The sequence below is a fragment of the Robertmurraya kyonggiensis genome, from assembly GCF_005116465.1.
Lineage (GTDB): Bacteria > Bacillota > Bacilli > Bacillales > Cytobacillaceae > Robertmurraya > Robertmurraya kyonggiensis.
This window is the reverse complement of record NZ_SWBM01000001.1, coordinates 1,550,839-1,563,881: the sequence shown is the minus strand read 5'-3', so window position 1 is coordinate 1,563,881 and position 13,043 is coordinate 1,550,839. Positions and strand designations below refer to the sequence as shown.

General features: G+C 38.3%; 11 protein-coding genes and 1 other annotated feature. Of the genes, 7 read left to right on the top strand and 4 right to left on the bottom strand.

All coding sequences use genetic code 11. The annotated features are described in order from the left end of the window. The first annotated feature begins 21 nt into the window (after positions 1-21). The 5 genes from FA727_RS07845 (at position 22) to FA727_RS07825 (ending at position 5,127) form a co-directional block, all read left to right on the top strand. A complete protein-coding gene (locus tag FA727_RS07845; RefSeq protein WP_136830349.1) occupies positions 22-1,452 on the top strand; it encodes a TerD family protein in 1,431 nt (476 codons plus the stop codon). A gap of 123 nt (positions 1,453-1,575) precedes the next feature. Then, the gene (locus FA727_RS07840) at positions 1,576-1,968 is read left to right on the top strand and encodes an acyl-CoA thioesterase (protein ID WP_158318816.1); all 393 of its coding nucleotides are present in this window, start codon (positions 1,576-1,578) and stop codon (positions 1,966-1,968) included. A gap of 275 nt (positions 1,969-2,243) precedes the next feature. Next, positions 2,244-3,728 carry an alanine/glycine:cation symporter family protein gene (locus tag FA727_RS07835; protein ID WP_136830347.1) on the top strand — a complete coding sequence of 495 codons (1,485 nt, stop codon included), beginning with the start codon at positions 2,244-2,246 and terminating at the stop codon, positions 3,726-3,728. A 106-nt stretch (positions 3,729-3,834) separates the two neighbouring features. Further along, entirely contained in the window at positions 3,835-4,110 is a 276-nt protein-coding gene (locus FA727_RS07830; RefSeq protein WP_136830346.1) for a DUF3219 family protein, read from the top strand. An 18-nt stretch (positions 4,111-4,128) separates the two neighbouring features. After that, positions 4,129-5,127 carry an LLM class flavin-dependent oxidoreductase gene (locus FA727_RS07825; RefSeq protein WP_136830345.1) on the top strand — a complete coding sequence of 333 codons (999 nt, stop codon included), beginning with the start codon at positions 4,129-4,131 and terminating at the stop codon, positions 5,125-5,127. Between the two features lie 50 nt (positions 5,128-5,177). On the opposite strand, the gene FA727_RS07820 is transcribed toward FA727_RS07825, so the two are convergent. Together FA727_RS07820 and FA727_RS07815 are read right to left on the bottom strand one after the other, a co-directional pair. Continuing rightward, complete coding sequence (locus FA727_RS07820; protein ID WP_126410516.1) at positions 5,178-5,318, bottom strand: FbpB family small basic protein; 141 nt, start codon at positions 5,316-5,318, stop codon at positions 5,178-5,180. Between the two features lie 94 nt (positions 5,319-5,412). After that, entirely contained in the window at positions 5,413-6,363 is a 951-nt protein-coding gene (locus tag FA727_RS07815; RefSeq protein WP_136830344.1) for an SDR family oxidoreductase, read from the bottom strand. Positions 6,364-6,466: 103 nt separating this feature from the next. Between FA727_RS07815 and FA727_RS24385 the strand changes: the two genes are divergently transcribed. Further along, positions 6,467-6,640, top strand: a complete 174-nt coding sequence (locus FA727_RS24385) for a hypothetical protein (RefSeq protein ID WP_170209248.1) — start codon at positions 6,467-6,469, stop codon at positions 6,638-6,640. A 175-nt stretch (positions 6,641-6,815) separates the two neighbouring features. Here the strand turns inward: FA727_RS24385 and FA727_RS07810 are convergent, their stop codons facing one another. Further along, positions 6,816-8,780, bottom strand: coding sequence for a methyl-accepting chemotaxis protein (locus FA727_RS07810; RefSeq protein WP_158318815.1), 1,965 nt, complete (start codon positions 8,778-8,780; stop codon positions 6,816-6,818). Between the two features lie 205 nt (positions 8,781-8,985). Between FA727_RS07810 and FA727_RS07805 the strand changes: the two genes are divergently transcribed. Beyond that, positions 8,986-10,956, top strand: a complete 1,971-nt coding sequence (locus FA727_RS07805; RefSeq protein ID WP_246041748.1) for an acetoacetate--CoA ligase — start codon at positions 8,986-8,988, stop codon at positions 10,954-10,956. A gap of 45 nt (positions 10,957-11,001) precedes the next feature. Here the strand turns inward: FA727_RS07805 and FA727_RS07800 are convergent, their stop codons facing one another. After that, entirely contained in the window at positions 11,002-12,543 is a 1,542-nt protein-coding gene (locus FA727_RS07800; protein WP_136830341.1) for a 2-isopropylmalate synthase, read from the bottom strand. A 71-nt stretch (positions 12,544-12,614) separates the two neighbouring features. Then, positions 12,615-12,852: a binding site (T-box leader), on the bottom strand. Positions 12,853-13,043: the final 191 nt, after the last annotated feature.

The following is a 13,043-nucleotide window of genomic DNA, read 5'->3' as shown; positions in this document are numbered from 1 at the left end:
TATTCTTGTGGAGGGAATCGGATGGCAGTGATACTGACAAAAGGACAGAAAGTTGATTTAACGAAAAACACTCCGAATTTACATACCATTTTAGTAGGATTAGGCTGGGACATCAATCATATGGGAGGTTCAAGCTATGATTTAGATGCTTCTGTCTTTTTGCTTGATGGGGCTGGAAAAGTAAAAAGTGAACAAGATTTTATTTTCTATAATAATCCTGTTGGTGGAAATCAGTCTGTTTTTTACAGTGGGGACAATCGCACTGGAGCCGGTGCTTCGGATGATGAGCAAATACGAATTGTCCTTCCATCTATTCCACAGCATATCGAGCGAATCGCTTTTACGATTACCATTCATGATGCTGCGGTGAAAGTGCAAAACTTCAGCCAAATTTCAAATGCATATGTGCGTATTGTCAATGAACAAAATCAATCCGAACTGCTACGCTTTACTCTTCAACAGTTTTCAGTAGAGACAGCGATTGTAGCGGCTGAGCTATACCGCTATCAAAATGAATGGAAATTTAATGCGATTGGTAGTGGTTTTCAAGGTGGGCTAGCTGCACTTTGCCGTAATTTTGGATTAGAAGTAGAAGAAAGTAAATCAACTAATAATCAATCTGTTCCTTATCAGAATCAGACTTTTGGAGCCCAGGCCAATCATCATCCATCTTATGGTTATAACAATACACAATCTAATCCATACAGTCAGCCATCAACTTTTAATCAAACCTATACAGAACCGTCATTTCGGAATGAACCGGTAAGACATCTTTCAAGTTCACAAACATCTTTTGGTGGTGGAACTTCTAGACCAACGGGTGATATGCAATGCCCACGTTGTCATTCTGATTATATTACATCGGGTAAAAAGGGATTTGGAATTGGAAAGGCAGCGATTGGTGGACTTGTTTTAGGACCGGTAGGATTACTTGGTGGTTTTCTTGGAGCAAATAAAATGGAGTTTCGCTGTAACTCGTGTCAGTACAAATGGTCATTGGATCAGACTGATTTCAATCGAATGTTCCAACAACAAAAGGAAAATGCGAGAAAATTGCTGCAAAAATATAACAATAATAACTCGGTGCTTGATGCACTAATGGCTTCTTGTGCCTTAGTGGCTATGGCTGATGGTCGTTTGGACCAAAGTGAGCAGCAAAAGGTGTATGATTACATTCATCAAAGTGATGAGCTTCGTTCCTTTGATACACAGCAAGTGATTTCTAGATTTGACCATTTTGTCAGAGGATTGCAATTAGACCCAATTGTAGGACGTGGAGAAGCTTTGCGTGCAGTAGGAAAAGTCCGTGATCAATATGACTTAGCTCGTTTAGTTGTTCGTTACGGTATTGCGATCGGATTTGCTGACGGACAATTTGCCCGTTCTGAACAAGATACGATCCGAGATATTTGTCATGAATTACGTTTAAACCCAGGAGAATTTTTATCATAGGATAGAAGAATGCCTTTTACTTTGTAGAAGGTATTTTTTTATACAACTGTTCAATTAACTAAAAATAATGAATATTAATTCAATTTGTTATATAATGCACTTATGAGAAAGGGGGAGAATCATGTGATAACAACTTTTGAGTTAAGAGTGAAGGAAGAGGATATCGATCGTCTAGGGCATGTCAATTATAATAAGTATATTTCCTATTCAGAAGAGGCATTGGGAGATTGGTACAAAAAGACTGAAAACGACTGGCGGGAGATGGCAGAACGTAGCTTCGGTACAGTTGTTGTTAATCTTAATGTCTCCTACATTAAGGAAGCAAGACTAGGAGAAATCCTCAATATTGTAACAACACCATTACAATTAGGAACAAAAAGTTTTGTCTTTAAACAAGAGATTTATAATGAACAGGAAGAGAAGATTACGGAGATTACGAAGAAATTTGTCATGTTTGATCTTTCTACTAGAAAAGGAATTACCGTTTTAGATAGTATTGCCATGCATTTTAGATAATGAGTGTATTCATTCACAATGCATATATATTAGTTTGCTTATGAATGCTACTATTGATTTACATATAAATAGTTATGCTATTAAATTGTTTGGTAATGAGCTGATAGATAGTACATTTGGTAGCCTATTTAAGCATATATTAGTCATGCATGAATAACCGTAAAACTGAAAAAGTTTCATTTTCTAAAAATTAAAAATTTATGCAAAAAAATAGTTTATTATATAACAAGTCTATTTTATAATGTAAAAGACTATTTTATTTTAGGGGGCATTTGATGGAAGCATTTGTTGGTTGGTTAAATAATATTATTTGGAGTCCCGCGCTTGTTTACCTGTGTTTAGGAGTGGGCCTCTTTTATTCAATTGCAACCAAATTTCTACAAGTTAGACATATTGGAGATATGGGGAAATTGATGTTTGACCGAAATTCATCTGAAGCAGGAGTTTCTTCTTTTCAGGCTATTTCTATGTCTTTAGCAGGAAGGGTTGGAACAGGAAACATTGCAGGTGTTGCTACTGCGATTGCATTTGGAGGTCCTGGGGCAGTTTTTTGGATGTGGGTTATGGCTTTTCTTGGTGCCAGTACTGGTTTTATTGAGGCTACATTGGGTCAGGTATATAAGACCAAAAAAGATGGCCAATTCCGAGGCGGTCCAGCATTCTATATTGAAAAAGGGTTGGGTGTTAAGTGGTACGCAGTATTGTTCGCTATCGTAACAGTAATTGCTACAGGGGCACTTTTACCAGGTGTACAGTCAAATAGTTTAACTGCTTCGGTTAAAAATGCATTCGATATTAGTCCTTGGGTGTCAGGGATTATTGTCTGTCTTGTCTTAGCAGTCATTATTTTTGGTGGAGTAAAACGAATTGCCAAAACAGCTGAGGTAGTTGTTCCGGTTATGGCTATTGGTTATATTGTAGTTGCTCTTATTATTGTTTTTATGAATATCGATCAACTTCCAGAGGTAATCGGACTTATATTCTCAAGTGCTTTTGGGGCAGATGCTGCTTTCGGTGGAATTATCGGTGCGGCTATTATGTGGGGAGTTAAACGCGGTATCTACTCTAATGAGGCAGGTCAAGGTACAGGACCCCATGCAGCAGCAGCTGCAGAAGTTTCCCATCCAGCCAAGCAAGGGCTTGTGCAAGCATTTTCTATCTATATTGATACACTATTAGTTTGCTCCGCTACAGCATTCATGATTTTAATTACTGGGATGTATAACGTGACTCCAGAAAATGGAGATGCTATTGTTACAACATTAGGAGAAATGGAGCCAGGACCAGGTTACACTCAAGAGGCTGTTGAATCAGTATTACCTGGCTTTGGTGCACCGATCGTAGCTATCACTTTAATATTCTTTACTTTTACGACGATTATGGCGTACTACTATATGGCTGAAACAAACTTGGCATATATTAATGGAGAAAAGAGACGTGTTTGGACCGAATATTTATTAAAATTCGTTTTTATTGCTATGACCTTGTATGGAAGTGTGAAAACTGCAGGTCTGGCCTGGACATTGGGAGATATCGGGGTAGGAAGTATGGCTTGGCTGAACATTATTGCCATCCTGTTCCTAACAAAACCAACACTTGCTATTCTTAGAGACTACGAGGCTCAGAAAAAGGCAGGAAAAGATCCTGTATTTGACCCTGTTAAACTAGGTATCAAAGGTGCGGACTTCTGGGAAAACGAATATAAGCATCCTGATGCAAGTGAGAAAAAGGCTGCTACAGGAACATCTATAGAGAAATAAGATTGAGGGCTACCTATTTAATAGGTGGCCCTTTTAAGTCGCTTCATTTGTGGATTAATTAAACAAATGCTATGATAGCGAAAAAACCTAATGGGGTAGATGGAAAGTGGTTATTTTATTAGAAGGAAGAAAAATCAAAGCACATACATATGAAGTACATAAAGAAAAAGGTAAACATAAAATTGCAGTAAAATTTCATGTTAAAAGTGAAGAATACCATGAAGTAACCACACTGTTGTATAAAGAGAACTTTCAAGTTGAAGTCCCTCAACAAAACTTGAACTTTCATGGCAAGATTCAAGAGTACTCCACATCCATCACAAATCTTTATGAAACGAATCAAGTAGGGGACTTTTCATTGGTATTAATAGAAGCTAGATAATAGGAGAATCAATCTACTATGAATTTAAGTATTTTAGATCAAGCACCTATTTCTAAAAATCAATCTCCTCAAGAGGCTCTACAAGCGTCAATGAAACTTGCACAAGCTGCGGAAGAGTTTGGATATACACGTTTTTGGGTAGCAGAACATCATGATTTGCCTGGATTAACAAGCTCAGCACCAGAGGTTATGCTAGGCTACATTGGAGCAAACACAAATAAAATTCGAATTGGGTCAGGCGCAGTGCTCCTACCACACTACAAACCATATAAGGTGGCTGAAATATACAATACGCTAGCAACCTTGTTTCCAGGAAGGATTGATGTTGGGATTGGTCGTGCTCCAGGTGGTTCTGCAGAAGCGACAGAAGCATTGAACGACCAGTTTCTTCAGCAGGTGTGGAACATGCCAACCCTAGTAGAAGAGTTGCTTCATTTTTTGCATCGAGATTTTCCTTCAGACCATAAATTTTCCCAATTGACAGCTGTTCCAGTGCCTGAGATATGCCCAGTCCCATGGCTTTTAGGAACGAGTAAGAAAAGTGCTCTCCTAGCTGCAAAAAATGGTATGGCTTATGCGTTTGGTCAGTTTATGAGTGAAAATGAAGGGTCCGAAATTATCCAAGAGTATCGCAGGAACTTTCAACCGAGGAGTCCCGAACATTCTCCAAGTGTGCTTTTAACTGTTTCAGCCTATTGTGCAGAGACTACCAAGAGAGCTCATGAACTGGCGCTCAGCTCATTAATTTGGTCAATTGCTAGGGGAAAGGGAGAAGCTTCAGGTGTGCCTTCCATTGAAGAAGCGAAGGATTATCCATTAAATGAGAAGGAAAAAGAGAAGCTTGAACAAATGAAGAGCAAAATGATAATAGGAAATTCTAGCGAAGTTAAGAAGAAGCTTGTTCAAATGATGGCCCTTTATCATGTAGATGAAATTATGATTGTCACGATAACGTTTTCTCCACAAGATAAAATTCAGTCCTATAGATTGATTGCTAAGGAAATGCAGGATAACTAAAAAAGAAACGGCTTACAAATGTGAGCCATTTCTTTTTATATTATTATAAATTATCGATTATTGGTTTGAAGACGTTTGTTGTGTTTATCTTCAATCAAACGTTCAATGCGAGCAACTTCTTTTTTATCAGTGAGAATTTCTTGTTTGTTGTTGCTAATTAAAGTTTGCATGCGAATGAATTGTTTTCTCATCCTCAAGGTCCCCTTCCTACACGAGAAACATGTCGAAATTTATCTGAATTAAATATATCAAAATTTTCAGAAATAATCAACGGTTTTAATTTAATTATGAAGACATGACCCTTCCGCCATTTACATGGATGGCTTGACCGGTAACAAACCGAGAATCATCGGATGCGAGAAATACAAAAGCTGGAGCAATTTCGAAAGGCTGACCTTGTCGATCCATCGGATTTCCTGCCTGACTTACAAGATCGGCTGAGAAGCTAGAAGGGATCAACGGAGTCCACATTCTACCAGGTGCGACAGCATTCACACGTATCCCGTCCTTAACGAGATTATTCGCTAATGCACGTGTAAAGCCAACGTTGGCAGCCTTTGTCGCGGAATAATCAATTAGTTGTTCATTACCATAATAAGCTACCTCCGAAGCTGTATTGATAATTGAGCTTCCAGCTTTTAAGTATCGAAGAGCCGCCCTCGTTGTGTAAAAGTGAGAGTAAATATTGACTTTAAAGGTGTCATCAAACTGCTCATCGCTAATATCAAGGAGACTATTTTGATGAAATTGAATTCCTACGTGATTACACAAAATATCTAACTGGCCAAATACCTCTACTGTTTTCTCCACGATGAAAATGCAATGTTCTTTTTTTCTAAGATCACCAGGTAATAAGAGACAGCGCCGCCCAAGTTCTTCAACTCTTCTCTTTGTACGGTTTGCATCTTCTTCCTCATCTAGGTAGGCGATCGCAACATCGGCCCCTTCTTTTGCAAAAGCAATTGCGACTGCTGCACCCATACCGCTATCTCCGCCAGTGATTAAAGCAACCTTATCAGCCAGTTTTCCTGTTCCTATATAATTTGGATTTTCGATGATAGGACGGGGAACCATATATTTTTCTTCTCCAGGCTGACGAAATTGTCTTTGTTCAGGAACTGTTAAAGGTACTTCTTCAAAACGTGTTATTTTTCCATAGTTCGGATACATTGGATAATTTGAGCCTTTATTTTGTTTTGGATTATTTTTTGACAAGAGTATCCACCTCAAAACCATTTTTCAATACTTTATGTTGACTCGTTGAAAAAGTGCCTACTGTACCGGCTCCATTTGTGAGGTAGAGGAATAGGGTGTAGTAATGACTAAAGGGGGAGATTAAGTGCCTGTTTATGAATATAATCCAGAAGTGAAATATTTGTTAATTGAGCAATCAGATGAGCGGGTAGGAGTCTTATATAATCACAATCCACGTCCTTTTTCATTGCCGCTAATTGCGACTAGACCGCCATATTTTGTGAATCCTCGATATGAGCCGCATTATACGAAGCTTTAATAGGTAGGCGTGTAGCACCCATGAAACTAAATTGTTGATTACAAAGGGCTGTTATCGTAAAGAGTGTTTATTCTCTTACGAAAAAAAACTGTTGTTAAAATCTTACGTCCATTGGCCAGCGGCTATTGGCATTAAAAAAGACAAGAGCAACAAAAGCGCTCTTGTCTTTTCGATTTTAAAAATGGAATCTACTAACTTGTGTGGATAATTCTTCAGCCGTCTTAGATAAGTCTTCAACCCTAGTTGTGATTTCTTCCATCGAACTGCTAGATTGTTGGGCGGAAGCGGCTACTTGTTCCACTCCTGCTGCAGATTCTTCAGAAATTGATGCGATTTCTTCAATTGATTGAGTCATGCTGATGCTTGTGTGATTTAAGTCTTTTAAGCTTGTTGAAATATCTTGGATACGATGAGCCATGTCTGTAACAGCCTGCTCGATCTGATTAAAAGTTTCTCCAGTTGTTTCGATTTGACGTTTTCCTTTATTCACTTCCTCATAACCATTTAATAGAGATTCAACAACTATCGCTGATTCACCTTGGATACTTGTGACGATCGTTGTAATATCACTTACTGATACAGAAACTTGTTCTGCAAGTTTACGTACTTCAGTTGCTACAACTGCAAATCCCTTGCCATGTTCACCAGCACGTGCGGCTTCAATTGCTGCGTTAAGTGCTAATAAATTTGTTTGATTAGCTATATCTTGAATCATTTCAATTAATAAAGAGATTTGCTTAGCTTGTTCGTCGAGCCCATTTACTTTTGAAATGGCGTTTTGAACAATACTATCAATGACTGACATTTGAGATACAGATGCTTGCATGTAAGTTGTACCTTCTTTAGTTTTAACGAGCACAGAATTGGACTTATCGGCAATTTCATCGCCATGTGAATTGGCATTATTGATCTTGTCTCTAAATAACTCCATCTTTTCTGCTAAATCAGTTGTATGATGTGCTTGGCTTTCAGTCCCTGCAGATAATTCTTGCATTGTAGTAGCGATTTGAATACTACCTTCTTTTACTTGGTGTGCTGCTTCATTTAGATGATCACTTTGACCTTTAACTAGTTTACTAGCATTTGCTACGCTTTCGATAATCACGAGGAGTTTATCCTTCATGTCTATGACAGAATCAGAAAGAGCCTTTATTTCATCTTTACCGTTGTAGTGGATCGGACTTATTTCAAGATTTCCTTCCGAAATTTCTTTCATTTGTGTGACAATCTGTTTTACAGGTCTAGTAATACTTCTGCTAAATAAAATCGATAATACAATGACAGCTAACAATGTACCTACTAAAACAATAACTGTTATTATCAGATTCTTTTTGGTTAATGCATTTACGTTCGAAATGTCTTCCTTGATTTCCATTATACCTATAATATGAGTATTTGTAGGTTCAAATAATGGCATAAAACTATATAGAAAGTCACCTTTTTCTTCTGTAATAGATTTACCAGAAGAGACTTGTTCGTAAATAGCTTTATTAATCTTGTGATTATTTTCTTCTTCTGTGGTGAGTAGTGCTGTACCTTTGTCGTCATATAAACTAATGCCAACACCATCAACGCTTTTAATGATATTTTGTAAAAATGTGTCATCTAGCCCAGTTTGTAGTGTCCCGATTGTCTTACCGTTCTCTTGAATTGGGACAAATGCGCGTATGTTCAACCCAGAGCTACCTATATCAAAACCAGCGATTTCTTTTCCTTCCATAGCTAACTGAAGAGCAGGATCATCACTTTTGTCGTCACCATGCTTAGCAGGATTGTGAGCTCGATAAAGGACCACTCCATCTAAATTTCCTATTTCAAATATTTCTAAATCATGTTCTTCTTGTAATCTTGTAAATATGTCATTCGTAGCGGAGGCGATTTTTTCACGATCGCCAGTCTTCACAGCTTCAATAAGCTGCTGATTTGTTGCATGTTTTTTGGATAGCTCCAATAATTTATCTGAGTCAATCTTGAACTGTGCTGAAATGGAATTTTGAGATGATTCCAACTCCGTAAGATTGAGATCTGAAAATCCCTTGCTATTAAGGAAAAACGTAATAGACGTGACCAAAATAAGCGGGAGGATAGCTGTAAGAAATAGTAAACTTAATATTTTCCTAGATAGGGTCTTAGTAAACATGGTGTTTCTCCTTTTAATCATATATTATGCCAATATACCTTTTACCCATTCATTATAGTATAGAAATTGGTCTTTTTCACTAAAGTTATGATGTTAAATATATTTTTTCTCCTTCTAATTTCCTGTTTTAATTATTGATTATTTAATAGTTCTTAAATTCAGAATATTATATAATTGAAATATATTTTAAAGGGGGATGAGCGGATTGACACAATTGGTGAAAGAGGGAAGTTTATTATGGGAGCCGTCTGAAAGCTTTAAGGAGCAATCTCAACTCGTCGATTACATGAATTGGTTGAAGGAGAAAAAGAATCTGGAATTTGATAACTATGAATCTCTATGGTCTTGGTCTGTTACAGAAATTGAATCATTCTGGGAAACACTTTGGGAGTATTTCGAAATACAATCGTCAACCCCTTATTTACGAGTGTTGTCAGACCGAACCATGCCTGGAGCAAAATGGTTTGAAGGGGCAAGATTGAACTATGTTGAGCGAGTATTCCGTAATCGTAAGGGGACCGAAGATGCGATAATTTCTCGTTCGGAATTACGCCCTTTACAAACGATGAGTTGGAAGTCGTTAGAGGATAAAGTGGCGGCCTTTGCAGCGGGGCTTAAAGCGAGTGGCATCAAGACAGGTGATCGAGTAGTTGCCTACATACCAAATATCCCTGAAGCAACTATCGCATTTTTAGCTTGTGCTAGTATTGGAGCGGTGTGGTCGAGCTGTTCACCGGATTTTGGAAGTCCGACTGTGATTGCTCGTTTCAAACAAATTGAACCGAAAATTTTAATCGTAGTAGATGGTTATCGTTACGGAGGAAAGGACTTCGACCGAGTTGACACAGTGTGCGAAATTCAGAAAGCGATTACATCTTTAGAGAAAACGATTTTACTTCCTTATTTGAATGAGTCGCCTGAAATAGAGCAGCTAGAAAATGTTGTGTTGTGGGAGGACTTTATCAACGTTCATATGGGTGCTTCCTTCTATTTTGAGCAAGTTCCATTTGACCACCCATTATGGGTTCTGTATTCCTCAGGAACAACTGGACTTCCAAAAGCAATTGTACAAGGGCACGGCGGTATTTTACTGGAGCATTTAAAACAATGTAGCTTACATATGAATCTACAGGAAGGGGACCGTTTCTTTTGGTTTACAACTACTGGATGGATGATGTGGAATATCGTTGTTGGCGGACTCCTTAATGGGTCAACCATTCTATTATTTGATGGGAATCCTGGCTACCCAAATCTTGATACGTTGTGGAAGTTTGCAGAGGAGACAAAAATGACCGTGTTCGGAACAAGCGCAAGTTTTATCCTCTCTTGTATAAATAGTAAAATTACCCCTGCACATTTTGATTTAAGCCATTTGCGAGCGATTGGTTCGACTGGCTCTCCACTTCCCCCAGAGGGCTTTGCGTGGGTATACGAGCATGTGAAAAAAGATTTATGGCTCACCTCTGTTAGTGGTGGAACGGACATTTGCTCTGCATTTGTCGGTGGAGCACCGATTTTACCTGTTCGTGCAGGTGAAATTCAATGTCGTGAGCTTGGTGCAAAGGTGGAAGGCTTTGATGAAAATGGAAATTCTGTAATTGATGAGGTAGGCGAGTTAGTGATAACAGAGCCAATGCCATCAATGCCACTCTTTTTCTGGAATGATACGTCAGGAGAAAGATATTTCAGCAGTTATTTCGATATGTATCCAGGTGTCTGGAGGCATGGAGACTGGATTAAAGTCACGTCTACCGGCAGCTGTCAAATTTATGGCCGCTCTGATTCAACCATTAATCGCGGTGGTATCCGCATGGGTACAAGTGAAATTTATAGTGCAGTAGAAGGGGTTGAGGGAGTAAAAGATAGCCTTGTGATTGATTTGAGTAACGAACAGGACAGTGGGCTTTTGTTATTCATCGTTTTAGAGAAAGGCACCACTTTTAATGAAGGAATCGATAAATCGATTAAAGAACGTGTACGAGTGCATTGTTCACCACGGCATGTCCCTGATAAAATAATGGTTATCAAAGAGGTACCACGGACACTTAATGGCAAGAAGCTAGAAGTACCGATCAAGAAAATTCTCATAGGCGTTCCATTTGACAAAGCGGTGAATAAAGGTGCTTTAAGTAATCCAGATTCACTTGATTTCTTTTTAGAAATAGCAGAGGGGTAAGGAACCAAAGTATAGAGCCCAAAATTTTGGTTTTGGGCTCTTCTGTTATTTTGTTTCTGCAACTGCATATTTTGGATGGATACTAATTAGTCGGTTAATAGCTTCAATATAAGCACTTGCACTTGCAAAGATGATATCTACATGAATTGCTCGACCCTGGAAGAGTGAGTCACCACTCTTGATTTTTACGAAAACCTCACCGATTGAATCCTTACCTTTTGATATTGATTTTATTTTATAATCAATTAAATCGTTCTCAATATTTAAACCTTGATCAATTCCTTTGTAGATTGCATCAACCGGCCCGTTTCCTTCGCCAATACCTTCGATAATGGAACCGTCTTTTTGTATGATATGAACAAATGCTCGGTAATTTTTGTTCGGTAATACTTGTAGGCTTAGGTCTTTAAATGTATATGTCGTTTGATGTTCTGCTGCCGATTTCGTCTCTAATAGTGCAATAATATCCTCATCAAAAATTTCTTTTTTACGATCTGCAAGATCCTTATATTTGGCAAAGAGATCGATCAATTCTTCTTGGCTAATCGTATATCCAAGCTCTTCATAACGTTTCTTCAATGCATTTCTTCCGGAAAGCTTCCCAAGTACAAGCTTTGTTTCCATGAATCCAACTGTTTCAGGCTTCAATATTTCATAGGTTGACTTATCTTTAATAACGCCGTCTTGATGGATGCCAGATGCATGTGTGAAGGCATTATTTCCGATGACTGCCTTATTCGGTGGAACACTAACACCTGTTAAACGGCTGATTAATTTGCTCGTCTTAGCAATTTCCTTCAAGACAATGCCAGTGTCTTTTTGATAGTAATCTTTTCGTGTTTCGAGTAATGCAGCTACTTCTTCAAGTGCGACGTTCCCAGCGCGTTCTCCTATACCATTGACACAGCCTTCAACCTGCATGGCACCAGCCTTAATTGCAGCAATACTATTGCTTGCAGCAAGACCAAGATCGTCGTGACAATGGCAACTCAAAATAACTTTTTCTACTCCCTTTGTATTTTCAAGAATGTATTGGAAAAGCTCTGAATACTCTTCAGGTGTTGTATAACCTACTGTATCAGGGAAGTTCAAAACAGTAGCGCCAGCTTCGATCACTTTTTCAGAGATTTCCCGTAAAAATTCAAGCTCAGAACGGGTTGCATCCTCGCAAGAAAACTCAACATGTGTAAAGTGTTGTGCAGCATAGGAAACACATTCAATGGCTTTGTTTATGACTTGCTCCTTCGACATGTTCAATTTCTTTTCACGATGGATAGGGGAGGTTGCAATAAACACGTGTATTCCTGTATTATCAATTCCCTTGAAAGCTTCAATGACAGCATCGATATCTCCCTTATTAGCACGAGCGAGACTTACGACCATTGGTTTTGTGACAGCTTTTGCAACAGCACGAACGGCTGCTGCATCCCCAGGTGAAGCAGCAGCAAAGCCTGCTTCAATAACATCGATTCCTAACTGCTCTAAACGAAGGGCAATCTCGACTTTTTCTTCTTGATTTAAATTTACACCTGGCGTTTGTTCACCATCTCTTAATGTCGTATCAAAGAAATATACTCTTTCACTCATGCTTTTAAAACCTCCTAATTAGTATGTAGCAGCAAATATTTAAGGGAAAATAAAAAAAACTTAACTTGCGATTGAGGGACGAGATAACTCGTGGTACCACCCTCATTTGCTGCTCCTCACGGATCACAGCCTTCGCAAGTTAAGATATATCTTAAACTTCACAGAATAACGATTGTGAATCGTTTCTTCTTACTTAGGTTTCAGAAGAAAGTCTCAAAGGCGAGTCGAAAGTGTTCTTCACCTGTTTGCACCAACCACAGGCTCTCTTGAAGAAGAAGTGTCTTTCTTGCTCCTTATCCTAGACGATTTTATACAAAATTCTAAAATTTAAAAAAATAATACTACATAAAAAATATAATTGCAATACCTTAATCGTTTAAAGGGCTAAATATTTTGACAATATTTAAGAATTGCTAGGAACTTAGTTGTTTAAAAGGTTACTAGGCTATATAATGAATAATAGAAAGAATTTTCTGCGCTTTTAAATAGAAGGAGGTTAG

Coding starts and splice junctions, on each gene's coding strand:
- FA727_RS07825 (WP_136830345.1), top strand. CDS start 4,129: ATGAATTTAAGTATTTTAGATCAAGCACCTATTTCTAAAAATCAATCT.
- FA727_RS07845 (WP_136830349.1), top strand. CDS start 22: ATGGCAGTGATACTGACAAAAGGACAGAAAGTTGATTTAACGAAAAAC.
- FA727_RS07820 (WP_126410516.1), bottom strand. CDS start 5,318: ATGAGAAAACAATTCATTCGCATGCAAACTTTAATTAGCAACAACAAA.
- FA727_RS07815 (WP_136830344.1), bottom strand. CDS start 6,363: ATGGTTTTGAGGTGGATACTCTTGTCAAAAAATAATCCAAAACAAAAT.
- FA727_RS07810 (WP_158318815.1), bottom strand. CDS start 8,780: ATGTTTACTAAGACCCTATCTAGGAAAATATTAAGTTTACTATTTCTT.
- FA727_RS07800 (WP_136830341.1), bottom strand. CDS start 12,543: ATGAGTGAAAGAGTATATTTCTTTGATACGACATTAAGAGATGGTGAA.
- FA727_RS07835 (WP_136830347.1), top strand. CDS start 2,244: ATGGAAGCATTTGTTGGTTGGTTAAATAATATTATTTGGAGTCCCGCG.